The sequence below is a fragment of the Psychroflexus torquis ATCC 700755 genome (assembly GCF_000153485.2).
GTDB lineage: Bacteria > Bacteroidota > Bacteroidia > Flavobacteriales > Flavobacteriaceae > Psychroflexus > Psychroflexus torquis.
This window is the reverse complement of record NC_018721.1, coordinates 1,499,045-1,523,827: the sequence shown is the minus strand read 5'-3', so window position 1 is coordinate 1,523,827 and position 24,783 is coordinate 1,499,045. Positions and strand designations below refer to the sequence as shown.

The 24,783-nt window shown below is 32.9% G+C and carries 23 protein-coding genes and 5 pseudogenes; 13 read left to right on the top strand and 15 right to left on the bottom strand.

What is annotated here, in order from left to right:
• The gene (locus tag P700755_RS06690; RefSeq protein WP_015023960.1) at nt 1–612 is read right to left on the bottom strand and encodes a TetR/AcrR family transcriptional regulator; all 612 of its coding nucleotides are present in this window, start codon (nt 610–612) and stop codon (nt 1–3) included.
• 118 nt (nt 613–730) lie between these two features.
• Here P700755_RS06690 and P700755_RS06685 point away from each other — a divergent pair, with 118 nt between their 5' ends.
• The gene (locus P700755_RS06685; protein WP_015023959.1) at nt 731–1,375 is read left to right on the top strand and encodes a 4'-phosphopantetheinyl transferase family protein; all 645 of its coding nucleotides are present in this window, start codon (nt 731–733) and stop codon (nt 1,373–1,375) included.
• Nucleotides 1,376–1,961: 586 nt separating this feature from the next.
• On the opposite strand, the pseudogene P700755_RS06680 reads toward P700755_RS06685, so the two are convergent.
• Nucleotides 1,962–3,038: pseudogene (locus P700755_RS06680) on the bottom strand (IS1380 family transposase); the annotation flags it as partial.
• A 45-nt stretch (nt 3,039–3,083) separates the two neighbouring features.
• Here P700755_RS06680 and P700755_RS06675 point away from each other — a divergent pair.
• The gene (locus P700755_RS06675) at nt 3,084–3,578 is read left to right on the top strand and encodes a helix-turn-helix domain-containing protein (protein WP_015023771.1); all 495 of its coding nucleotides are present in this window, start codon (nt 3,084–3,086) and stop codon (nt 3,576–3,578) included.
• Nucleotides 3,579–3,591: 13 nt separating this feature from the next.
• Nucleotides 3,592–4,152, top strand: a complete 561-nt coding sequence (locus P700755_RS06670) for an IS630 family transposase (RefSeq protein ID WP_083858480.1) — start codon at nt 3,592–3,594, stop codon at nt 4,150–4,152.
• A gap of 8 nt (nt 4,153–4,160) precedes the next feature.
• On the opposite strand, the pseudogene P700755_RS06665 reads toward P700755_RS06670, so the two are convergent.
• A pseudogene (locus P700755_RS06665) lies at nt 4,161–4,367 on the bottom strand (IS1380-like element ISPto6 family transposase); the annotation flags it as partial.
• 235 nt (nt 4,368–4,602) lie between these two features.
• Between P700755_RS06665 and P700755_RS20620 the strand changes: the two are divergent.
• Nucleotides 4,603–4,899 (top strand): hypothetical protein, encoded by a 297-nt coding sequence (locus P700755_RS20620; protein ID WP_041758193.1) that lies wholly within the window; start codon nt 4,603–4,605, stop codon nt 4,897–4,899.
• Between the two features lie 432 nt (nt 4,900–5,331).
• Nucleotides 5,332–6,240, top strand: a complete 909-nt coding sequence (locus tag P700755_RS06655; protein WP_015023957.1) for a histone deacetylase family protein — start codon at nt 5,332–5,334, stop codon at nt 6,238–6,240.
• A 369-nt stretch (nt 6,241–6,609) separates the two neighbouring features.
• On the opposite strand, the gene P700755_RS19690 is transcribed toward P700755_RS06655, so the two are convergent.
• From P700755_RS19690 to P700755_RS06645, 3 genes are all read right to left on the bottom strand, one after another.
• On the bottom strand, nt 6,610–7,002 hold the full coding sequence (locus tag P700755_RS19690) for a hypothetical protein (RefSeq protein WP_157609261.1): 393 nt from the start codon (nt 7,000–7,002) through the stop codon (nt 6,610–6,612).
• A 48-nt stretch (nt 7,003–7,050) separates the two neighbouring features.
• On the bottom strand, nt 7,051–7,299 hold the full coding sequence (locus tag P700755_RS19685; protein WP_086000785.1) for a hypothetical protein: 249 nt from the start codon (nt 7,297–7,299) through the stop codon (nt 7,051–7,053).
• 317 nt (nt 7,300–7,616) lie between these two features.
• Complete coding sequence (locus P700755_RS06645) at nt 7,617–8,636, bottom strand: saccharopine dehydrogenase NADP-binding domain-containing protein (RefSeq protein ID WP_015023956.1); 1,020 nt, start codon at nt 8,634–8,636, stop codon at nt 7,617–7,619.
• Between the two features lie 560 nt (nt 8,637–9,196).
• On the opposite strand from P700755_RS06645, the gene P700755_RS06640 reads away from it, so the two are divergent.
• Nucleotides 9,197–9,952 (top strand): SDR family oxidoreductase, encoded by a 756-nt coding sequence (locus tag P700755_RS06640; protein WP_015023955.1) that lies wholly within the window; start codon nt 9,197–9,199, stop codon nt 9,950–9,952.
• Between the two features lie 80 nt (nt 9,953–10,032).
• Nucleotides 10,033–10,614, top strand: a complete 582-nt coding sequence (locus P700755_RS06635) for a TetR/AcrR family transcriptional regulator (protein ID WP_015023954.1) — start codon at nt 10,033–10,035, stop codon at nt 10,612–10,614.
• Between the two features lie 145 nt (nt 10,615–10,759).
• Here P700755_RS06635 and P700755_RS20615 read toward each other — a convergent pair.
• Nucleotides 10,760–11,254: pseudogene (locus tag P700755_RS20615) on the bottom strand (DUF6155 family protein).
• 14 nt (nt 11,255–11,268) lie between these two features.
• The gene (locus P700755_RS06625; RefSeq protein WP_041758660.1) at nt 11,269–11,784 is read right to left on the bottom strand and encodes a hypothetical protein; all 516 of its coding nucleotides are present in this window, start codon (nt 11,782–11,784) and stop codon (nt 11,269–11,271) included.
• Nucleotides 11,785–13,202: 1,418 nt separating this feature from the next.
• On the opposite strand from P700755_RS06625, the gene P700755_RS06620 reads away from it, so the two are divergent.
• Nucleotides 13,203–14,177, top strand: a complete 975-nt coding sequence (locus tag P700755_RS06620) for an IS110 family RNA-guided transposase (protein WP_041758658.1) — start codon at nt 13,203–13,205, stop codon at nt 14,175–14,177.
• Nucleotides 14,178–14,237: 60 nt separating this feature from the next.
• Here the strand turns inward: P700755_RS06620 and P700755_RS06615 are convergent, their stop codons facing one another.
• Both P700755_RS06615 and P700755_RS06610 read right to left on the bottom strand, forming a co-directional pair.
• Nucleotides 14,238–14,759, bottom strand: a complete 522-nt coding sequence (locus tag P700755_RS06615; RefSeq protein ID WP_015023951.1) for a DUF4440 domain-containing protein — start codon at nt 14,757–14,759, stop codon at nt 14,238–14,240.
• A 230-nt stretch (nt 14,760–14,989) separates the two neighbouring features.
• A complete protein-coding gene (locus P700755_RS06610; protein WP_015023949.1) occupies nt 14,990–15,394 on the bottom strand; it encodes a hypothetical protein in 405 nt (134 codons plus the stop codon).
• A gap of 1,081 nt (nt 15,395–16,475) precedes the next feature.
• On the opposite strand from P700755_RS06610, the gene P700755_RS06605 reads away from it, so the two are divergent.
• Both P700755_RS06605 and P700755_RS06600 read left to right on the top strand, forming a co-directional pair.
• Entirely contained in the window at nt 16,476–17,252 is a 777-nt protein-coding gene (locus P700755_RS06605) for a tyrosine-type recombinase/integrase (RefSeq protein ID WP_015022703.1), read from the top strand.
• A pseudogene (locus P700755_RS06600) lies at nt 17,252–18,384 on the top strand (IS91 family transposase). Before P700755_RS06605 ends, P700755_RS06600 begins: the two are co-directional and overlap by 1 nt.
• 300 nt (nt 18,385–18,684) lie before the next feature.
• Here P700755_RS06600 and P700755_RS06595 read toward each other — a convergent pair.
• Nucleotides 18,685–19,179, bottom strand: coding sequence for a hypothetical protein (locus tag P700755_RS06595; protein ID WP_157609260.1), 495 nt, complete (start codon nt 19,177–19,179; stop codon nt 18,685–18,687).
• A gap of 690 nt (nt 19,180–19,869) precedes the next feature.
• Between P700755_RS06595 and P700755_RS21235 the strand changes: the two are divergent.
• The 3 genes and pseudogenes from P700755_RS21235 to P700755_RS06585 form a co-directional block, all read left to right on the top strand.
• Nucleotides 19,870–20,173 (top strand): annotated as a pseudogene (locus P700755_RS21235) (transposase); the annotation flags it as partial.
• A gap of 395 nt (nt 20,174–20,568) precedes the next feature.
• Entirely contained in the window at nt 20,569–21,024 is a 456-nt protein-coding gene (locus P700755_RS06590) for an excisionase family DNA-binding protein (RefSeq protein ID WP_015023946.1), read from the top strand.
• Nucleotides 21,014–21,577 carry a PIN domain-containing protein gene (locus tag P700755_RS06585; protein ID WP_015023945.1) on the top strand — a complete coding sequence of 188 codons (564 nt, stop codon included), beginning with the start codon at nt 21,014–21,016 and terminating at the stop codon, nt 21,575–21,577. The genes P700755_RS06590 and P700755_RS06585 overlap by 11 nt, the downstream gene beginning before the upstream one ends.
• A gap of 226 nt (nt 21,578–21,803) precedes the next feature.
• On the opposite strand, the gene P700755_RS06580 is transcribed toward P700755_RS06585, so the two are convergent.
• From P700755_RS06580 to P700755_RS06565, 4 genes are all read right to left on the bottom strand, one after another.
• Nucleotides 21,804–22,196: a VOC family protein gene (locus P700755_RS06580; protein WP_015023944.1), complete on the bottom strand. Its 393-nt coding sequence runs from the start codon at nt 22,194–22,196 to the stop codon at nt 21,804–21,806.
• Between the two features lie 220 nt (nt 22,197–22,416).
• Nucleotides 22,417–22,809: an AAA-type ATPase lid domain-containing protein gene (locus tag P700755_RS06575; protein WP_157609259.1), complete on the bottom strand. Its 393-nt coding sequence runs from the start codon at nt 22,807–22,809 to the stop codon at nt 22,417–22,419.
• A 13-nt stretch (nt 22,810–22,822) separates the two neighbouring features.
• Entirely contained in the window at nt 22,823–23,191 is a 369-nt protein-coding gene (locus tag P700755_RS06570) for a hypothetical protein (RefSeq protein WP_015023943.1), read from the bottom strand.
• Between the two features lie 152 nt (nt 23,192–23,343).
• The gene (locus P700755_RS06565; RefSeq protein ID WP_015023942.1) at nt 23,344–24,624 is read right to left on the bottom strand and encodes an acetyl-CoA hydrolase/transferase family protein; all 1,281 of its coding nucleotides are present in this window, start codon (nt 24,622–24,624) and stop codon (nt 23,344–23,346) included.
• Between the last annotated feature and the right edge of the window lie 159 nt (nt 24,625–24,783).

Here is a 24,783-nt window from a genome sequence, read left to right as displayed (position 1 = left end):
CTATGTTAAGTATAGATGTTTCTGTTTTTCAACTTCTAAAAGCCCTTTTTCGGTACACAATCCTCTTAGGTAAACGACCATAATGCCTTCAGTAAGCCTGGCTTTAGAAAATTGTGCTGATGGAAATACTTTTGTATTGTTACATAATTTTAGCAATGTTTGAACTGTAGCCATTGTAACTTCTGGGTCTAAATCTTTTCTGAATAAACCATCTTTTACGCCCCATTTGGCTAAATAAAGCAATTCGCGAAAAGCGAATTCTGAATTCTTTTCGTACGAGTCTTTTAAGACACTAGGAAAATACCTTAGTATATCTTTATAAAAGTGTGCATTGCTATAATCCGCTCTTTTTAAAATTTGTTGTTGAATTATTCCCATCGCTTCAATCGCAGAGCTACAGTTGTTAATTATCTCGTCGTTATTGCTTCTAATACCAGCCAAATACCGTTCTATACAGGCTTGCATTAAATCAGTTTTATCTATAAAATGATTGTAAATCGTACGTTTAGACGTGCTTAATTCTTTAGTGATGTCAGCAATAGTCACCGCTTTCACACCGTTTTTTAAGTATAATTGAGTGGTTATCTCTATTATGTAGTCTTTTGTAATCATATAATTTGCCTACATTTGTTCTGGTGGTAATATTTATGTACCGTTAGTACCGTAAAGAACTGATTTATAAATTAAAGTGATTTATGTTTTATCATAAATGTTTCTTAATACCGAATAAATGCTAAAAATAAGGATCGTTGAGATAGCTAAAAACAAGCCTTTTTTCACAAAAGAACTATTATTAAAAAACCTCCCGAAGAGGCTTCAAGAAAGGGCAAAAAGGTATTTAGACGAAGAAAGTTCAATGAGTTATAGTGCTGGGCGCCTGTTGTTAAAAAGAGCATTATCTGAAAACGGACTTCCAGCTTCTTTATTGGAAGAAATAGGCTATTCTGAACAAGGAAAACCGAGTTTTAAAGATCATAATTTCTCTATTTCTCATAGCAATGGGTACGTTGTCTTAGCTTTTAGTACCAATTTTTCTGTTGGTATAGATATTGAGAAAAAGAAAACTATAGATTTAAAACTATTTAGCTATTTATTTACGGCACTGGAGTGGGCGTCTATTTTAAATGCTAAAAATTCCTTAGAGCGGTTTTATTGGTTTTGGATCCGTAAAGAAGCCTTATTAAAGGCAGTTGGCTGTACTTTGAAAGAGTTAAAACAACTAGAAGTATATGAGCATTACGGGACGTATAAGGAGAAACGCTATTATTTTAAATCCTTTGATTTTGATCCTGATTTTAATGGAATAGTCGCGACGGAGACTCAGACTGCTATTGCTATGGAATTTATTGAATTAAAGGATTTATTGAAAGACTAATCATTTTAAAATAGCAATGCGCCGTTTTCCAAATGCTACTAAGTTTTAATTAGATAAGTTTGTTACTTTAAGCGTTGAAATAATTTCTTCTGAAACCGCTCTATAAAATAACTGCCTGAATCTATGTTAAGATTTTCTCCCTATATAATTATCTAAACCTTTTGTTCATTTTTTAGAGATGTACCTCCTAAATCTTCTAAACTGAAATTCTGTACTCAACCTTGCGTCTTTTGTTTCTGCCATATTTTTCTTTTATAGCTAAGTACTCATTAAGATACAGATGAACGCTTACCTCTAAATTCCATAGCGAAAGTTTTTTTTGTATTTTTATTAAACCTTAAATCCGCAAGTTGACTTCAAATCTACAAAGTTCCTATAAAACATCATATTTTGAATTTATTTTGAAGGGAATTTGCATAAAAAAAACAAGATTTCTCTTTTCCAACTGCTTTTGAAATGACGTTTTTTCTTGTTTGTTTCTAGAAATGCTGTTAATTTAATAAGACATTGATAAACAGGCTTTTGTGTTGTTTTAAATAATCTTACAAGGCATAGTTATCCTATGTTCTTAAAAAAATGTTGTTTTTTAAATCAAAAGCTGTTCATAAGGTGCTTCACTGTAGAGTTTTAATACCCAATTCCTGCCTTGATACACCCATTTACCAGCCACGTTTATGAATCTAAAAACAAACCTTTTAAGACGAGTTGTTGGCGCAATATTTTCAAACACCTTTGAGACTAAAACAACAAAATAAGTGTAGAAATTTTTTATCAGTGCTGTAATAATCATAAAGGTATTGTTTTGATTTAGAAATGAAAAAGGCATTCGTTTCCAGCCAAAATCATTATTCATTACATCAAAAATCTTTTCGCTTGCTCCTCTATTATTGTAATATTCAATAATTTGTTTTTCTGTATTTTCCCAATCACTTGTAAGTATTGAACGGTATTTGAAAGTGTCCCCAGTAAAAGCATCAACCTGATTATTAGTTGTTTTTTCTCGCATAATTACCAAACGATAATTTTTATCTTCGTTAAATTGCTTAAACCGTATCGAAGCTACTTTATAGTTTTTGTAGTTTAACTCAATATCTATCCAGTCACTTATTTCTTGTATTTGTTCAAAAACAGCATCACTTTTATTGGCTCTTATGTAAAATAGTTTACTGTTTTTTGCAACGACCTCTATAATCTCTTTTGAATATGATCCTGCATCCATCCTTGAGCGATTTATAGTAATGCCTTGCGAGTTCAATAGACCATAGGCATTCTCAAGTGTTTGTGCTTGTTTAAATTTTACATTGGCATTTCCGTCTCGGTTTTCAATATAAACAATATTGTCGCCAATCGTTGCTACACCTGGGAAGTAACCTTTATTCTTCTTGTATGTGCGTTTTGCATCATATTTTTTATTAGCTGTTATTTGATTGTCATAATCAAAATCGTAGCTCTTATTTGATTCCAATTGTTTGGTTAAAAGTAAAGACTTAATATTGAGTAAATTTAGCTTTTTGTTGATGTTAAAATCATAGTTTATGCCAGATTTTGATTGATAAATCGCATTCTCTGTCGTTAATTCTTTGAGACCTCTTTGAATTGTATCTGGACTAGGAACATTGTTATTGGGAATTCCCTTTAAATGTATGCCTAAATGAGAATTAATACCAAATATGTTTTGTATTGCCGTATATTTTTCGTATATTTATGAATGGGAAGAAAAGCAATTTTAGAGATCAAGGAATCAGATTCGGAGCTAAACAAACTCTTGTTAAAACAGAAAACCTTAAAAGCAGAAAAACGTTTAAAGAGTTTGCTAGCCATTAAGTCTGGCAAATTTGAAACCCGACAAGAATTAGCTGATTTTTTAGGGATTCATATCAGAACCCTAGAAAGGTGGATTGTGAACTACAATGCTGGTGGGGTTGAGATGATGTTAACTGATAAGCCTAAAAATAAAACGTCTAAAATTATTACACCACAAATACATAAGGGTTTATCCCAAAGAGTACATGACCCAAATAATCCTTTTTTGGGATACTGGGATGCTCAAAATTGGGTAGAACAAGAGTATGGCGTAGTTGTTAAGTACCAACGGATCCGTGAGTATTTGATTCAACATTTTAAAACAAAACCCAAGACTCCTAGGAAATCTCACTACAAAAAAGATGTAGAGGCTGAAAAAGCTTTTTTAAAAACTCCCTAATACGCTAGATAACATTAGAATTAGTCTTAATAAAGATAGTTACGACTCTGTTAATTTATACTTTCAAGATGAAGCTCGATTTGGAATGATGAATCATCTTGGAAAATACATAACCGCTAGCGGTGTAAAGCCAATAGTGACCTATCAACATATTTATAAAACGACCTATCTATATGGTAGTTACTCTCCAATAAACGGAGACTCTTTTGTTTGGGAAATAAATGGTGTAAGTACTAACATATTTCAAGCCTATCTGCGGGAATTTTCAACACATAATCCAAAGGAATATAAAATTGTAGTGATTGATAATGCAGGGTTTCATTCTACAAAAAATATAGAGGTGCCACAAAATATAGTCTTGTTAAGAATACCCCCATACAATCCTGAACTAAACCCATGCGAACAAGTATGGCAATACATTAAAAATCGATTTAAGAATCAAAGATTCGAATCGATGAAAAGTTTAAAACAATGGCTAAGCGAAATGGTCTGCGAAATGAAACCTGAAACCATTAAATCTATAACAGGAAACCATCATTTTCTAAAGGCTTTTAATACGGCATTTAATAACTAAATTGGTATAACATCTTCAATAACATCGCCTCCACTTAAAAATACATTGGTTAGGCTTCTGATTATTTCGCTGTATGAATAGCCAGTGTATTTAACCCTTTTACCGAGTTCTGAATCTATTAAACTTGACAAACCTATACTGTTGAAGGATTCGTTAACAAATGAAATTCCCGAAAAAGGACTTACAGATTTCTTATAATTTTGTACTTTTATCATTGTAAATATCTTAAACTGTTTTATGACTTTGACATCACTAAAATAAGTGAAAAGATTTACATTGAAACACTGTGTGTAATCTTTTATACACAGTGTTTTCTTCTAAAAAAAAACTATAAAGTTTTGCGGAGTTAAGGTACACTAGGGCAAACTTATACTTTGACGTTAAGAACTTTTAGTAAATATTTTTCGTTCCAAGCAGCTTTGAGTCTTTTACTTTAAATTCCCTGTTTTTTTGATTTTTGAATTTTCAATAAGTGTAAAGCGATTTTTAAGAGGACTGAATAGTTTTAAGTGGCATTTTCAATTCTTTTTCTTGATGAGTCTTGGCAATAGGCTTAAAATTACTTTAAGACAGACTGCTAATTCGATTGGAAATTTAAAAGACACTCACCTTTTTAACGTTTTCAACAGAATATCCTATAGAAAAGAGACTGCTGCTTCTGCTACTGCAAGAAAAATAGCCATTAACACAATTGATGCTTTATTATCAATCCTTGACCTCATTTTTAATCACATTAAAACGTCTTAATGTGATTGTTTATAAAAATCAGCAACCTATTATCCAAGGTTTTTATCTCCTTTTAAATTGGTCTCTGCGTATAAAAAAACCTTATTCCTCATTTTGGGGCATTCTGATATACACCTAAATTTTGAACTCTAAACTTAAGCCGTATAAAAATAATTGGGCATTTGTCGCTTAACTCAATGGTATAATTGATTTTGTGAGATCATCAAATTCCTAAAATCGACTAATTTGGAACATTAAAGATTCAGAAAACAGGACGCCAAAATAAAGTAATAGCTGAATTTAAGAAAATAGATACTCAATTGGATGAATCAAAAACTACTGGGCAAGGTTGCGAGTGAAGAATTCAGTAAACAATTTTATCAAAAATTTAAACTCTTTTTCAAGTAAGAACAGCTTCAAAATAAATACTTTTGGTTTTTCTTTATTTAAAGTATGCTCAAAATAGCTTTACATCCCATTTATAAACATCCACTACCCGAAGGGCACCGCTTTCCAATGGATAAGTATGATTTGCTTCCCAAGCAATTGCTTCACGAGGGTACGTGTGAACCAGAAAATTTCTTTGAGCCACAAATAAATCTCGACAATGAAACTTATATACAGTCTGTCCATACCTCAGACTATTTAGAGCAACTGTATAACATTAGTATAGAACCAAGAGTCGCTCGTAAAATTGGGTTTCCATTGTCTGCAGAATTGGTTAAAAGAGAAAGAATAATTACCAATGGCACTATTGAAGCCTGTAATTATGCTTTAGAATATGGTGTTTCTATGAATATTGCTGGAGGGACTCACCATGCTTATTCAGATCATGGGGAAGCTTTTTGTATGTTAAACGATCAAGCTATTGCCGCTCACTATCTCTTGCAAAATAAGTTGGCAAAGCAAATTCTTGTTGTTGATTTAGACGTCCACCAAGGGAATGGAACAGCAGAAATTTTTCAAAAAGACGATAGAGTGTTTACCTTTTCTATGCACGGAAAAAGTAATTACCCGTTCAAAAAGGAGATTTCAGACTTGGATATTCCCATGGAAGACAATTGCGATGATGACCAGTATTTAGAGACTTTAAAAGTGACTTTGCCGAAACTTATAGATCAGGTGAAACCAGACTTTATATTCTTCCTTTCTGGAGTAGATATTTTGAGTACTGACAAATTGGGAAAACTAGGTTGCAGTGTGGCTGGCTGTAAAAAAAGAGATGAATTTGTTTTTGAGCAGTGTTTACAACGAGAAATTCCTGTTGAGGTGAGTATGGGCGGAGGCTATTCTAAAGATATAAAAACCATTATAGATGCGCATGCCAACACTTACCGTACGGCACAGCAGATCTATTTTTAGAGTTAAACATCTATAGTTTAGATGATAATCAATAGACGAAAGTCCAGAGTTTAAATGCTAAGCACTAAATTAGAAGTCTGATATTTGAAATTATTTCATTTACGCTTCCAGCAAAAACTCTTCAGTATTATAAAGCGGCTTTTAAGAGGTCTTTCTGACTCATAATATCTATAATTCTATCATTTTCCAACACAGGAAAATGGCGTTTTTTAGATTTTAAGAAGAGGCTATAGATTTTAGAAATTGAATTCAAGCTTAATAAGAAGAGACTATCAATTTCAAATTTTCGTTAATAGATTAGGCTTAGCGCCATTCTTTTTTGAATTTTATAATTATATCGAATCTGCTAAAGTCAATGCTTAAGGCTATTTAGTGACTTTGGCTTAAAGTGACTTTATTTTTTAATTTATCATTTAATCCTTCAATGAATTCTCTCCGTTTAATTAATTCCTCTACAGTACTTTCAAACGTTTTAATAGTAGTCAATTTTGGAAATGATAATTTTCGTTTTGTAATTGAATTGGATATCAGAATATTCACATAATTAAATGTCAAGATCACTTTTTGAATAAAGTCAGTTTTAATGATGTTCAACCCAATTTTATGAGCCGTTCTTTCATTTAGAATATACGTAGTTCCCTTAATTCTGACAGCAGTATTATTGTCTTTTTCACAACTATCTATTAAATTCAAAATTCCTTCTAAATACTTCTGCAGTATAAAATTGGTTTTTTGCTTACCACTCAATGTTTTGTCTATCACAAAAACATAATCAAATAAGGAACCGCCGTGAATTTTGATGATTCCTTTCTACTCTTTTTCAGTAATAAAAAGAGTAGAATAATATATCAACTTTCCCTGCTTTTTAAGAGCTGGAATATCAAAAAAAGGGGCGATTATAGAAAGGGTAATGGCTATTGATACACATATAAAAAAATACAAACCACTAACTATTGATAATACTGAAACAATTACATTAAAAAATAAAGCGATAACTCCAATTTTTATTTGAATTTGGCGCTGTTCTTTACTAGGTTTTAGGTAAAAGGGGTGATTCATTTTATAGTATTTAAAAGGGGGGTTAATTTAAGAAATTTAGAGTAGGAGGGAAGCCTTCTTTTTCTATTTATGACTAAGCAAAAAGTACATAGTTAACTTTAAATTTTTTAAAAGCCGAATTGATAATTTGGCAAAATCATAAGGAAGTCCAAGTCTTTGAACTAAGCTCAGACCTCCTTATGGTTTTTTCATATTGTTCTCAGTAGTCACTTTAGTTTTCTTCAAAAACGCTCTTTTATCTAAACATATGTGCATGCAAAGTTTAGATTGTAATTATTTAAATGCACATGAATATTTAAACTATTTTTCTCTTTAAATTAATGTATTGATATTGATTTATTTGAGATTAATGAATCCATAAACTTCTTGGAATCATGCAATTGATGACTAAAATAAATACCTTTTGGGTTTGAATTTCCAAGCATTTTTTCAACATGAAGCACTGTTGAAAAAGCAGTAAGTTCTGATTGCCCTTCGTCACATTTCAAAACGATTCTATTTTCTTTTGATGTATTGTCAGCATATATAATTTCAAAGGATGAAATATCACCATTCCCACTACCACCAAAAATCCATTTTTTTTCTCTAAAGCCTAACATCTTAAAAAATCCTATTTTTTGCATAAAGGCTAATATGGCTGAGACTACTTTAGAATCGAATGTCATTTTAGCTCTTACATTTGGAATTTGTTCTATTTGATTAAAAATATATAAATCTGGGATGTCAAAGTCAGCTACTTTTCTTTTTTGGTTATCAAAATGAAATATGGTATCCTCTCCATCTAAAAAATGTTTTGTTTGTTTGGCTACATTGTTTTGATAAAAGAAAAATGGTTTGCTCACATTATGAGCCATAAAATCGGCTGAACTACTACCTGCTTTATCTTTAGTAGAGTAGTATACCATCATTTTGACACTTTGTATGTCTTTTGCCAAAATACCAGTAGCATAAAGTAATGAAGGCGCAATTCCACCCATCCAGCCCGAACTAAACACAATTTTACTTTTTATGACATTGTTTTTGATGCTGTCATGAGCCTTTAATAATTCATTGGAAGGCTTTGTAATATCGACATAATCAATTTTATGTTTTATGGCGTAATTCAAAACATGATTATTTGCGTCTTTTGTGCAAACGATAATAACATTTATAGAATGCTTTTTCAAAGATTCAAACGATTCTAAGTTATTTATATCTAACTGGATATGATTATGGATTGCATCTTTTTTACGTGTCCCAATTAGGATTTTTAACTGTGGGTCTCTTTTGGAAAGCATATTATGAATGGTTTTTCCTATCAAACCAGTTCCGCCAATAATTAAAATAGTCGTACTCATCTTGTTTTTGTTTCTTAAATTAACATGAGCAAAATTAAAACTCTTATAAAGGTTGAAATAGGACAATTGTCTAAAAGGAAAATTACTTTATAATGCTATTTAAATGTCTTAGTAAGCGAAGGTGCCTGCTGGTCTTTTTTTGGACAATACTTATGAGTATGAGATTGCTTTCAAAAGGGTGCAGGAGTGAATCGTAAATAGGGTGGCGTTTTCAGACGCTTTCATTTAAAGCAGTCTCCAATAAGTTACTCAATTAAATTTATGCTGTATCAAAAGTGGGCTGACATTATGCGTAAACATGCGGTTCTTTGTTGCGAATAAAATCACTATAAATTATCAATAAAAAAGTTTTTTGAATGACTACGGTGGATCTATGAACCTAAAATACGAGTGCCCTAAATCAATGATAAAAAGAGTTGTTTTTCCCTTCAGTTTTCTGTTAACGGCTATATTTTTTTGTAAAATTCAATATTTTATTTGGAATAAACATTCTAGTATTCGTATGTTTGCATAATGGAATAAACGTTCCAGTATTATTAACACATAAAAAAATAGATAAAATGAGTAAATTAAATGGAAAAATTGCTGTTGTTACAGGTGGTAATAGTGGTATTGGTTATGCCTCTGCTAAAGAATTTAAAAGTCAAGGTGCAACTGTTGTAATTACAGGAAGAGATTCGGAAAAGGTTGCAAAAGCATCACAAGAGCTTGGTGTAAAAGGAATTGTTGCTGATGTTAAAAGTCTTTCGGCAATAGATGATTTGGTGGCACAAGTAAAATCAGATTTTGGAAAAGTTGATGTTCTATTCGTAAATGCTGGTATTTTTCAACCTGCTCCTGTTGGTCAAATTAGCGAAGAAATGTTCGACCACCAAATGAGTATAAACTTTAAAGGTGCATTTTTTACAACTGAAAAGTTTCTGCCAATTTTAAATGATGGTGCATCAGTCATCAATTTGTCTTCTGTAAATGCTTATACTGGAATGCCAAATACTGCGGTTTATGCGGCATCAAAAGCTGCATTGAACGCTTATACAAGGACTGCTGCGACTGAATTGGCACCAAGGAAAATAAGAATAAACTCTGTAAATCCAGGTCCAGTTTCAACACCAATTTATGGTAAAACAGGAATGGAAGAAGAACAATTAAATGGATTTGCAGAAGCTATGCAAAATCGTATTCCTTTAAAACGTTTTGGTCAACCTGAAGATATTGCTAAACTTGTTTCGTTTTTAGCATCTGATGATGCTTCATTCATTACTGGAAGTGAGTACAATATAGATGGTGGAATAATTATTAATCCACTTTTGAGTTAATTTTTTTAGCAATATTTGGAATGAATGTTCCAATAAATTACATTTGTGGAAGTATTTAATGCTTCCACATTTTTTTTCGTATGCCAAGAGTAAAATTATTTGATGAAAATGAAGTCTTGACCAAAGCAATGAATTTGTTTTGGAAACAAGGCTATTCAGCTACTTCTGTCCAAGATTTGGTGAGCCATTTGGGTATTAATAGAGCAAGTTTATATGATACTTTTGGAGGTAAAGAACAACTTTTTAAAAAATCGTTTGAGCTTTACCGTAAGATAAATCTTGAAGGAGTCATGCATTTTTTTGAAACTCGACCGAATGTAAAGATTGGATTTTCAGAACTTTTTCATACTGCTATTCAAGAAGACATACTTGATAAAGATAACAAGGGTTGCTTTGCTGTAAATACGACAACAGAACTTATTCCAAATGATAAAAGTCTTTTACTAATTTTACAAAAGAACAAACGAGATTTTGAGAACGTATTTTATAATTATCTTAAAAAAGGTCAAGAAAGTGGTCAATTAAGTACAACACAAGATTTAAAATCCCTTGCAACTCTTTTTTACACCTTATATAATGGTATTCGAGTTGTTTCCAAAACTCGTCCGAATAAAAAAGAATCATCTGATTCTATAAACATTGTATTATCATTGTTGGTTTGACCAGATGTCTGCTAAGGTTTGGTAATCGATTGGTGGCAGATTTCGAAGGCCCTAACTTTTCGTTTAGCAATGATTTATTAATGGTTATACTATTGAATTTTACAATAAATCGGCATTAAACATAAATAGTGTTGTAGGGCGTATTTCATTCATAATACACATCCCACAAATAGTCGTGAAATCCCCATCCTATATTCTCAGTTTTATTTACTATTTCACGTGTTCTGTCTTTATATTTACTTAAAATCCCTTCATTGCTCATTAATTCGAGTGATGTTCCATAGGCATTTTCAATGCTTGTATAGAAATTTTCATCAATATCTCCGAATTCATTGGTTAATTCCACACCACACTCAACATAATACAATAACAAATCAGCAATACTTTCCTTTGAAGTTCCCAGTTTTTTAAAATCATTAATTGCTTTTCTTTAAATTGATAACCTTAATCTATCTCCACGTTTTGGATAAAATCCTTCTCGAACTTTTTCTCTATATTCTTCCAATATTTTACTTTCATTTGGATTGATATAAAAGTCAAAATATTCTTTAACGGGTTTAAATTTCTTATAGAGTTCTAAAATATGCTTTATCAAAGTCTCTTTTTCAAGCTTATTTAGTTCTAATTTTACTTTTCTCAATCCATAATATTATTCTAATTTTTTGCATTAATTTCATCAAAACATTCTATTAAACTTTTCATGCCAATTAGTATAATCCCTTTCTCTTCATTATTCATCTCAACAAGTGATTTTTTGTGATTGAATTGAAAAAATATTCCAGTCAAAAGTGCTTTTGAATGTAAATGTCTTAAATCAGATTCAACAAGGTTGTATTGTGAATTTTGTCCATTTTCTCCCTCAAAATATTTAAGCATATTAATATTTCGTTGTTGAATTTTCTCAAACTGTTTTTCAGAGACCTTAATTTTAAGAATTTGTTCAAAGCTCTTAAAATACTCCCAAATGATAAAAATAATTTTCATTATTTCTTCTAATTCATTTTCTTTTAAGTCAAATCTATAACCCAACAGTAATGAAATTAAAAAAGGTTGTTTTTGAGATATTATTTCACTTTCTGAGTTAACATAAACTTCGTCAATATTATCAACCTTCTTAATTAATTGAATAATTTTTACACTCTCATCTTTATCTTCTTGTGATATTATCATATTTTTTTCCCTGTCATATACGTGTCGTTTCATATGCCCACCAACGTTGTTGTAGTCGAGTAGACAAGGGGAATTTCACCCCAAGCCTCTCACAGAATCGTGTCCCGAAAACACGGGACAGGCTTTGAAAGTCTCCCCTCACACAGCCTACCCCGTTTTTGTCGGGGGCTCTTCTAATTTAGTATACAAATATAAGCTCATCCTTTTTCAAGTTGGCAAATTGTAAATTAAAATTAGCCCATCCCTTTGCTCCAGTTTCATTACACTCCCGAAGTTTCGGGATCAACACTACTACGAATGAGTCCGCCTCTGCTTATAACTTCTTCCGATTGCTATCGGGACTATCTCTCGATTGTTTCGATTGAATATTTCCCTTTGTCTTGTAGCGAATCCTAATGCGGTAGCCTTACACAAGTATATCATCGATAAGCAGATTCCCAAGTTCCATAATTAAGCCCAAGTAAAGTTCTTGCCACCTGAATGACGCCAGCCTTACAGAAAATAAATAGGTTATCTCTGTAATTAATGTTGTTGCTAACATTACCTTTCACTCCGTATCGCCCCTCGCGCCTGATCGCTCGTTCACTAAAAATGTCCTCAGGACATTTTCTTAACGCTCCGCCCTGTAGCTTTTGACTGGAGGTTCCTACTTCTCAGCCTGCCCCGTTTTTTCGGGGACACCTCGTCAGTGGTTTACTGAAGTTTATCCTGAGCTTGACGAAGGGTTCAACTCCATTACTCACACCTTGCCAACCTCGTGGATTGGATTCTCCTAAACGCTCAGCACCCCCGAGGCTTCGGAGCTCTTTACAACAACACCTTTAGGGGGTTTAGAGCCATCGCCTATACAACGACTCTGATGGACTTACCATCATCTTAACTAGTGACTGGTTGGAAATAGACAGATTTTATAAAATGAATTATTTTTGATGAGATTTGTTTTTTATTTTATGAGGTGATGCATTAGCATCAGGCGATTAAAATTTAAGATGAAAATCGCAAAAAGAAACATTTTTAATTTTGCTGTATTTCCGACCAGACACTATACACAGCATTCAACCATTTTATTTATTGCCATGGTTGATTCTTGGCACACTATGGTTTGTTGCGTGTTTTAAGGAACTAATTTAGTAAATAATTACCGACCAAGAAAGTCCGCGAGGACTTTCGTAAGTAAGCCAGAAGCAAGCAATAAATTATATACGGCTTAAGTTTACAATTCATTAAATTTAGATATAAATCAGAAAGCACCAAAGAGAGGAATAAGGTTATTATATACGCAGAGACTATGATTTCGTCAACATTGAAAATCCCCTCTCTTTTCTACACAGATTTCGAACAGTTGTATGAGGCTTTAGACCTCGATTTTAAGTCGTTGAAACTCGCGTAGTATGTACTTTCAAAAAAAACATTTTGTTATGATTAAAGATATTAAATATTTTGGAATTGACATTAGCCATTTAGTTTTCGACATCACGGATTCCAATGGTAATTATCATCAGTTTAAAAACAATTCTTCTGGCTTTAAAAAGTTTGTAAAACTCTTAAATCAACAGAGTCACTGTGTGATGGAAGCCACCGGTTATTACCACTACCAACTGGCTTATTTTTTACTTGAATCTGGTATAAAAGTATCTGTAGAAAACCCATTAGCTGTAAAACGTTTTATCCAGATGAAGTTGTCAAAAATCAAGACAGATAAGAGTGATTCAAAACTTATTTGTGAGTATGCTCAGAAGGTAGATTTAAAACTGTGGAAGGGTAACACTAAAGATGAGATGGAATGCCTTCAAATCACCAGAGCTCTCTCTGTATATACAAAGCAGAGCACCATGTTAAAAAACAAATTACATGGAGAAGCTGTTTTGGGAGAGCCAAGTAAAGCAGTTGTAAGGTCCTTAAAACGGAGTTTAAAACAGCTTACAAAAGAGATGAAAACCTTAGAAGATAAGTTGTTGGTTTTGGTAAAACAATCACATCAAGACCTATTAACTCGTTTAAAAACTATTCCAGGCATTGGGCCTAAAACATCAATTATGTTAGTGGTTTTAACAGGTGGTTTTGATCGGTTTACAAGTGCAGCAGAACTATGCAGTTATGCTGGTCTAACACCGGTGATTAGGCAAAGTGGTAGTAGTGTAAAAGGACGCCCTCGAATAAGTAAAATTGGCAATCAAAAACTTCGTAATTTATTATTTATGTGCAGTTTTAATGCTTGTAAATATAACAAGGCTTGCAGAGATCTTTACGAGCGAATAGTGGCCAAAGGAAAGAGTAAGAAATTAGCACTTATTGCGGTGTGCAATAAGCTGTTAAAACAGGCCTTTGCTATTGCTAAATCAGGGTTGATATATGATAAAGAATATAAAAGTACTTTAGTGAGAAATAAATGAGTTTTTACTTGTTTTTAGCCACAGTACTTTGTTGTATGCAGTGCTTTTCATTCCGTTAATTTATTCTAATTCATTTTCCGAAATAAAAGATGGTGGTGGTGGTGAGTCTTTTGTCCAAGTTCCTTGCCAGTTTTCATATTTCCAAATGTCTTTTTGTTTTACAAATATTGCTGTATAAAAAATCTCGCCAACATATGTTCCCTCTGAAAAGGCTTTTATTCTTCCATTGATAATTCCAACATTGTCATAAACTTTAATTTGTTGGTCGAAAAATTCAAAACTCAAAATTTCAAGCATTTCAAGTCGTTTTGTATCAGCGAGTAATTCCGACTTATTTTGAACAATTCCATCTGCATTTATAGTAAAGAAATTGTCGGAAACATCAGTTTTGAAATATTCAGTTGCATTTTTTAGAGTTACATTCTTCCACATTTTTTTAAATGCAGTATCGAGTTCGTTCTTTACGGATTCTGAATCTTTGTTATCGGATATTGAAGATTTTGATTTTTCAACATTTGAACAGCCAACAATTAATAATAATCCAATTAATACGATTGGTCTAAATGAAAATATTTTAATCATAATATTATTTTGATGCCTACTTTAATCGGTTTTCGGCTTACTCCGTTTTAATTAAAATACCTCTGTTCAAATTCACAACGTTGATTTTTTTGCATTGCATACAACGGAATTGTGTATGGTGCGTTTGGCATTTCAATGCTCCAGTTTTTCAATTTACTATTATGTTTATTTATTGCTACCATCTTCATCTTTAGCACTATCTGCCAAATGCACTATATTTTTTGTTGGCGTTAGTTATTCTTCTCCCTATTCAAAATCAATACTGAGTTAATTGTAGAAATTATTAATCCAATAATAAGAAAACCAATTATAGCAACAGTTGGTGTTTTGGTTTCCGAATCAGGTTGAATATTTAAAATCAAATTGTATAACAGAAACATTGGCCCAGTAATAAAAATAACCATCGAATAGGTTCCAAATAGATACAACGTATATTTAATCCAATTGGGATTTATGAATTCTATTAGTTTCTTTTTCAGTACTATTAAATCAATGAGCCAAATAAATATGAAAAACACAATAAATCTCAATATGCCAAAAGCCGAAGGAATCCACTCGCCAAGAAGGATTATCAAAAAAAGCAGTCCACTTTTTATCAGGGCTATAATTAAGAAAGTCACTATGTGTCTTTTCATTTTATTCGGGTTTTTCTAAAAGTTTACAAAACTTCAATTCTGTTCTTTCTGAAAAAAGTCAATTTAGAAATAGGATTCCTTTAATCTTTGATTGCCATACTCTGTAATGGTTTCCAATCTGTCTCTAATTTCTGAAATTTTCAGTTTTGAAATCATTGTATTAAATGGTTCGCTTTTTTTTAATTAACGCCAACGGGTTTGTGCATGATTTGTTGCGTAAATTTAGCAAAAAATTAATTAAAATACACAGACTTTGACGATTCCGAGGATTTTCGCAAGAAAAACAATACAGCAATAAATTATGCACGGTGTTGTAAGTAGTTGTTTATTTATTATCACATTTTCATTAATTTTTCTAACTTTTTTAATTCCGTCTTATGTTTAATTCCGCAATTTTTGTTTGGTTTCTGTTTTCCAAAAAAGTGAAAATTCCGCAATCTTTTAAATTCCTTCTTTTGCTCAATCCCGAAATTTAGATATTTTTTAAATAAGTAAAAATTCCGCAAACTTGCTCAATTTCGGACGTAGCTCAATCCTGAAAATTTGCTTAATTCCTCAAACTTGCTTAATTCCGAAAGTTGCTCAATTCCGCAAACTTTGTAAATTTTGCGTTTTGATAAAATTCCAATTAGCGAAAGAGTGTTCCATAGTTTTCATTTTTTTCGAAATTAAAAATAGAGAAATTTAAGATTATTCCACTATAAATTTATTCAGTTTGAGGATTTTCCCCAATTACTTACAACGTGATGTGTATGGTTAGTTGCGTGGTTAAGCAACTAAATTAATAAACAAATACGGACTAGAGAAAATTCCGAAGGAATTTTCCAAATAAGCACTGGTCAAAGCAATTAATTATACACCGTGTTGAACTAATCCTCGTACCTCGGAAGCTTCTAGAGTCAAGCTAAAAATACATTATCTTGATGGATTCACAAAAAACCTATAATGATGTATTTAAAAAAAAGTCAAAACGATTTTAGAAACGGCCTTAGACCAAGTTCCCGACTTTAAAGAACTTGCCCTTACTTTAGAAAAAAGCTTTGCCATCAATGGTAAAGCAAAAAGCACCTTAAACAATTACTTGCGCTGCCTTGCTCACTTGGCTATTTACTATAAATGCAGTCCTGTCCACCTTAGTGAAGAAGAGATCAACGACTACTTATTCCACTGCCAGAACCTACACAACACGCCTTCCGAAAGCTTTTTTAAACACACCATCTATGGTCTTCGATCTGCTTACAAGGTGATGGGAATGGATAAAAAGCGCATCCAGCTTCCGCAAATAAAAAGGCAGAATGATCTTCCCATTGTGCTCAACAAAAAGGAAGTTCGCGAGTTATTAAAGGCTCCTAAATACCTAAAACATCAATTGATGTTAGCTATGCTTTACGGCTGCGGATTGCGTAGCTACGAGCTTTGTAATTTGTTGCAGGCTGATATTGACTTTGAGCGTAAAACGGTATTTGTAAAAAAACAGAAAGGAAAAATAGACCGCTACGTTCCTTTGAGTGCTCATTTAATTAGAGGCTTACAAAAATATTTTAAAACAGAAAATCCTGTAAAACATGTTTTCAACAGTCAGAAAACCACAGATTGTCTGCCAGGACCGATCACTACAAGAGCTCTCCAATGGGTTATTAAAGAATGTCGTCCTAAGGTAAACACACAAAAGAAGTTCACAGCCCACACTCTTAGACATTCCTACGCCACCCATTTGCTTGAAGATGGGCTCAATATTATGTGTTTAAAAGAGCTTTTGGGGCACGCTCATATAGAAACTACCATTGTGTATTTGCAAGTGTCCAATTCTGGAAGTTCAGTTAAATTCAGTCCCCTGGATACCTTGTTTACAAACTAATGCAACCCAAACATAGAGTAGCAGATGTATTGAATCTAGAGGTAGATCATCTACAAGAAATAGCCCATACCAGTTGGAATGAAAGAGCTTTGCATGCGATAAGAAAATGCCGCACTAAAGCTCTTGGTGGACATTTAGATTGGTGTATGAATTGCAAGAAGCTCCATTTGCAATTCAATTCCTGTCGCAATAGGCATTGTCCTACTTGCCAAGGGCATAAGCAGCATGAGTGGGTTGCTGCAAGAACGCAAGAACTCCTTCCTGTGCCTTATTTTCATGTTGTTTTTACACTCCCAGACCATCTCAATTCTGTGGCAATACCTTATCCCAAAGTGCTTTATAAGATCTTATTTGATAGCGCTTGGGAAACCCTATCTGCCTTTGGACACAACCCCAAACATCTAGGTGCAAAACTAGGGATGATTGCCGTGCTACATACTTGGGGTCAGAATTTGCAATTGCACCCGCATTTGCACTGTATTGTTCCAGGGGGAGGTGTTTGTGAGGCAGGATTCTGGAAAAAGGAACAGCAAAAGATGATTTTCTATTTTCAGTAGAGGCGATGAGTGATAAATTTAGAGGTCGTTTTGTGTCCAAATTACGAAAAGCACTTCCCCAATTACCCCAATCTTTATATGATAAGTTGTTCAAAAAAGAGTGGGTGGTGTATGCCAAATCTCCTTTTGGAAAACCAGAACATGTGATTGAATATTTAGGTAGGTACACCCATAAAATAGCGATAAGTAATCACCGTATCTTGTCGATTGATAAAGAAAAAAGGAGGATTACATTTAGTTTAAAAGACTATAGAAAAGGTGGGCAAAAAACCACACTAACACTCTCCACTAAAGAGTTTATAAGGCGTTTTCAACTCCATATTCTTTCCAAAGGCTTTACTCGAATAAGGCATTATGGGTTTTTGAGCAGCAGTTGGAAAAAAGAGAAGTTGCCGCTACTACAATTGCAATTAAGAGATAAAAACTTGGCACACATATTAACCTTTGCCACTCAAGAGAAGTCCTTACATCGCTGTTGTCCAAGTTGTAAAAAGCAAACCTTGATCACACTTTTTACTTTTGACAGTCGCGGGCCGCCAAAGGATCACAAAAAAATTATAAAGGATAAACTATAATACAAAAATTAAAAAACAGTTCTAAAAAGAGCCTTGACTTACTAGTGCCTAAACTGAAGGAAAATGATAAAAAACAGCAGATTCTAACACAAAAAAAGCATGATCTCACTAAAAAGTACCTTATTTAGATAAGCAACTGAATAAAAAGGGATGCAAAGCACTCTAAAAACAACCTTCTCCTCTTGTAAGGTTCCTGCCAACTCATCGAATTCCCCCTTACCAGCAATCCCGGATCAGTCAACAAATCATATAGCTTTGGCCTATCGGCAAGCCATATGCTTAGTTATTACCACACGTTTTTTATTTTTCATTCGGTGGTGGTGGTATCGGCATTTCAATTCGGATGTATGGATAATCACTTAACTTAATTTTCAATGGAAGGCTATTGCCGTTTTTCCGATTCAGCTCGTTAAATTCAGTTGTTATTTTTATAAGTTGTTTTTTGATTTCTTCTTTTCCAAATAGACTATCTTGATAATAGAAAATTAAAGCTTTGTTTATATTTTGAGAATAGTCAGATTGCTTTTGGGGATTTAGGATATGATTTCGTAAAACAGTTTTTAAACTATCGAAAGGCTTTTCAATTTGGTCATTTATGATTACTGTATTATTTTCGATTGAGATTACATTTTTCCCTGAATAATCTGCTATAATATTCGATTCTGAACACATTTTAAAAACTAAAAGATTGAAGTCGTTTTTGTCAGAACTAAATTTCAGAACAGGTAGTTTTCCATTGCAAGCAATTCTATCCGCTATTTTAATCAGTTCGCCATAATCTTTGATAGAATCCAAATAAATTTTTGTCAGAGTCGAGTCTTTCTCAAAATTCGTAATTCGTGGATAATAAAATTCCGCATTTTTCTGTTCCACTTTAGTATTGTCAGTTTTACAATTATAAAACAAACTCACTAATATCAATATGATTACGATTTTTCTCAAATGTGTGGTAACATCCGTATAAACCCCATTCAAATCTTCATTATAGGGTATATATCTATTTAGGACGTTGTTTTATTTTCATCTAATCTAACACTTTCACACATAATATCCAATGGGCTTTGTATTCATCACTAAAACTCGAGTATAAATTTCTGTCGCTTTGAAGCTATTATGACTTAAAGCAGCCAGAATATGTCTTAAGCTTGTTCCTCGTTCCATAAGGGTGTTGAAAAACTATGACGTAAAGTGTGTGGGGTGCTCCAAGGCTTACCGTTAGTGTTTTTAAAGCTTTGCGATACATAGTCTGAACTTTAGCTGCTTTCGTTATTTTTAGTCATAAATTAATCATGCCTTAATCAACTAAATTAGTTAAAATAGACTTTAAAAAACTACTTTTTTAATCATTTAAAGGTATTTAACCGTTAAGAACGGATAGCCTAAAGTTATGTCCTCGTTGAGATGTTGTAAAAATAAATGCAAAATTTGCTTAGTAGTCCGCCGAGTAATGATTGCTGTAAGATTATTAAAAAAACCACACTATAACTCTCCACTAAAGAATTTATACGGCGTTTTCAACTCCATATTCTTTCCAAAGGCTTTACTCGAATAAGGCATTATGAGTTTTTGAGCAGCAGTTGGAAAAAAGAGAAATTCGCTATTACAATTGCAATTAAGAGATAAAAACTTGGTACACATAATAACCTTTGCCACTCAAGAGAAGTCCTTACATCGCTGTTATCCGAGTTGTAAAAAGAAGACCTTAATCACACTTTTCACTTTTGACAGTCGTGGACCGCCCAGGGATTACAAAAAAATTATAAAGGATAAACTGGAATACAAACATTAAAAACGGTTCTAAAAAGAGCCTTGACTTACTAGTGCCTAAACTGAAGGAAAATGATAAAAAACAGCAGATTCTCACACAAAAAAAGCATGATTTCTCTAAAAAGTGCCTTATTTAGATAAGCAACTGAATAAAAAGGGATGCAAAGCACTCTAAAAACAACCTTCTCCTCTTGTAAGGTTCCTGCCAACTCATCGAATTCCCCCTTACCAGCAATCCCGGATCAGTCAACAAATCATATAGCGTACTCCACTGAGCCTGCCTGTCGAAGTGTTCGCCTATCGGCAAGCCATATGCTTAGTTATTGGCAATACTTATTTAAAAAATTTATCACCAGACTGTAAGGTTATTTCGTTTATTTCGTTTAATATTGTGCAGAATAAACTAAAACAGGGACAATGGAAACTTATAGAAAATTCAATAAGCCTTCGAAAGATGAGCAAAAGGTAGCAATAGAATCCTATGATGCTTTGGCTTCTGTAATTGAACAATTGAAGTCAGAAAATCCAGAGATTGAGATTGAGGAAACTCATGAGAGAATTAAAATTCCTTTAAGCGCTTTAAAATTCTTGGGTGAAATATTAAAAGCAATGAGTCAAGGAAAACCATTTTCATTAGTTCCTGTTGCAACCGAAGTTACAACCCAAAAAGCTGCCGAAATCATTGGTTGCTCAAGACCTCATTTAGTTAAGCTACTTGAAGATGGTCAAATAGAATATACTAAAGTTGGTAAGCATAGAAGGGTTAAGTTAGAAGATGTTATGAGATATAAAAATAGAATGAAGAAAATTCAGAAACAAAATATTATTGATATAATGAAGTCGGACGAAGAATTAGGAATTTATGATTCATAGTGTAAGATTTAAATGCGTTTTAGATACCAATGTAATTTATCCGATTGAGATTAGGGATTTACTATTTTGGTTTGCATATTATGATATGTTTACTCCAAAATGGAGCGAACATATTTTTGATGAATGGAAAGATGTAATGGCAAGAAAAGATGTAAGTGAAGAGGAAGCCAATAAAAGAGCAAAAAGAGCAAATGACGCTTTTCCAGATGCTTTAGTTAATAATTATTCAGGTTTAATTAGTAGTTTGAAATTACCAGACCCAAAAGATAGGCACGTTCTTGCAGCTGCAATTAAGACAAACGCAAATGTTATTGTCACAAACAACATAAAGCACTTTCCAAAAGATTATTTAGCTTCTTTCGGATTAACAGCAAAAACAGCTGATGATTTTTTAACTGATATTATAGATTTAAATCCAGAACAGGCAGTCAAAGCTTTTAGGGAATTGGTATTAAACAGAAGAAACCCAGATTTAGATGAGTTCCAAGTCTTGGATATACTAAGAAATAGAGGATTGAAAGAAACTGCTGATTTTCTACATTCACAGTTGTAATCTAACTATTGCCATCGCCTAAGCTATAATTAGTGCGGGAGCAGAGAAGCAATTCCCATTCCCCCACAGCCAGTAGCAAAAGCTTTTTGTTTAATTTATATTTTATGTCTAAAGTAAAATTCTAAAGATTTTGCGACCTCATAAAAATACGCAAACCTATCGATTTAGCACCTTAGCCCGCATTACTTATAGGTTTTGTTGTAAGTAGGCTTTTTTTACGCTCTGATTAGTCCATTTGCTTATGAGACGAAATTTGTTGTTCGAACATTTTGCTGTCCTTAAAAGCGCATAAATTACCGTCAGGGTCTAAAATTTTAGCAATTGTTCCCCATGAATGCTCTTGATAATCAACTTCTATATTTTTCGAAATCAATTTTTCCGCAATTATTTTCACGCTTGACACATTCATACGTAAACATGTTTTTGTCCGCTCTAGTCCAGTTTTTTGTCCATCAGATATATCATCCAATTCTACCATTAAATATGCTTGTCCAAACTCAAAACATGTTAAATTTTCGCTTTCGAACATTGTTTTTAGTCCAAGTATATTTTCATAAAATTCGACGCACTTTTTGTATTTAAGCGTGTATAATATTATTCCCGTTCGGTCAAATTCCATTCAGTTAGATTATTTTTTTAGCTTGTTGCCAACATATTGATAACAAATCAAGTTGTGTTATTTCCATCTTATTTTAAGTATAAATCTAGTAATTTTTTTATTGTTTTAATAAGAATAACTTTAAACATCTCTTATTAATGCAATCGGCTATCTCTCAAAACTTAAACTCTAGAAATTTTAAGTTTTACTCTCTTCACTTTATTTGAACTTTTAAGCCAAATTATTTAGTTGCCCATCGACTACTTTTCAGTGAAATTTGTTTCTTAATACCTAAACGTTTCATTTTGGCAAAAAGCGTTTTATCTTTTATATTAAGAATAGTAGCGGCTCCTTTATGTCCGCTAACACGCCAATTAGTATAGTTTAAAACGTCAATAATATAATCGCGTTGCAACGCTTCAAATGATTTAAAATCATCCGTATGAGTTAAAACATCAGTTTTTGGCATCCAACGTCCTGGGCTCAATGTTGTGCCACTTTCCACAATAACAGCCCGCTCAATTAGATTTTCTAATTCTTTAATGTTTCCTGGAAAATTGTAGGCCATTAAGACGGTGATGGTGTTTGAAATAAGAGATAGCACACCGATGAAAATGAGGATACGTTGTTCCAAATATAGTGATGGTTTATTCTAGAATATTCAGAAGTATATCTGATAATTCTATTTGAAACAAACTCCCTTCAATGAGTTCTTTCATCAATATCAATTCATTATAACTCATAGCGAAGCTAAGCTGAGAAAAGGGTGTTTCTAGAAGTATTGATCTGCATTCTTTCGGATATTCACACCCACATTGTAGAGGCCTCCTCAGTGCATTTTCAACATCTTGCTGGAAAATGTATAGTTCTGCGAGATCAAAATGTAATCCAGTCTCATTGAATACAAAATTAATTTTATCGTGATAGGGGTGTCCTTCAGAGGCACCTTTCCATTTAAATATAATTCCTATATCGTTGCTGTAGAGCTTATTTAAATCTTTGCTATTTATTTTCATAGATATACGTATTTTTTTAGTGGTCAATTTTTAAAATTTTTATTCTTCTTGATATTCTTTAGCGAAAGCGAACTATTCATTAGTGTTGTAACAGAACAATTAAGATTAATGATTCTGTTCTAAATGGTGCATTATTGTGAATAATAGAAGCATTACACCATAATTTTTGAATTTTTATATACTTCTCTGCATAGAAATTCACGATCATTAGGATGTGCAATGCTGATCATAGCTCTAGCTCGTTCTTTTAAGTTTTTTGCGTATAAGGAGGCTATACCAAATTCTGTCACTATATACTGCACGTGTGCTCTCGTAGTCACTACAGAAGCACCCATTTTCAACGTTGGGACTATACGTGGAATATCCTTAGAGGTACGTGAGGGTAAGGCAAGAATTGCTTTTCCACCTTTTGAAAGTGTCGCACCACGGATGAAATCCATTTGACCTCCTACTCCGGAGTAATGCTTTGTCCCTATGGAATCGGCACATACCTGGCCATATAAATCGATTTCTATGGCACTATTTATGGAGGTGACTTTCGGATTTTGGCGTATGGTACGCGTATCATTTACATAACCAACATCCTTCAGGTTTACTATTGGGTTTTTATCAATAAAATTATAAATACGTTTTGTTCCAAAAGCAAAACCAGAAACTACTTTACCAGGTTCTGTCACTTTCTTACTACCATTAATAATACCTGTTTCTACAAGATCGATAATACCGTCAGAACACATTTCTGTATGAACGCCTAAGTTTTTATGATTAGTTAGATAAGACAGTGCAGCGTTTGGGATTCCTCCGATACCCATTTGTAACGTAGCACCGTCTTCAACTAAACCTGCAATATGTTTACCTATACTTTTTTCTGTATCCGTTATAGTATTAATTTTCATTTCAAATAGGGGTTCATCTACATGTACACAAGCGTGTATGCGACTTAAATGAATAATACCATTACCATGTACAAAAGGCATATTTGGATTAATCTGAGCGATGACATAACGAGCCGTATCAATAGCTGCATCAGAAATATCTACCGAGCAGCCTAAAGAGCAAAAGCCCTTATCATTGGGAACAGATACTGTAACTAAAGCTACATCAATGGGCATTTTTCTACTCCTAAAAAGTTCAGGAATTTCACTCAGGAAAATAGGTATATAGTGAGCACGTCCTCTCTGCACATGCGCCCTCATATTATGTCCTACGAAGAAACAATTGATACTAAAACTTCTGGCATAAGCATCATCTGCATAGGGTACTTCACCCTCAGTATGTGCAGAGATAATTTCTACATTTTCCAGCTCATCATGCCTATCCGTCATCGCTTGAATGAGTTGTGCGGGAGCCGCTGCAGCAGTATGAATAAAAACACGATCGCCTGATTTTATGATATTAACAGCTTCTTTTGCAGTAGTTTCGTATATAATCATTTCGTTTTTTTCCACAAAAATAGTTATTAATAATGATTCTAAATAATAATTTATAATGATTCTAAATAAATATTTGTGATTAATTCGTTTAACCACATCATTATATCATTGTTAACTGAATCTTACAACTATAACAACATCAATAGAAAATGTACTTAA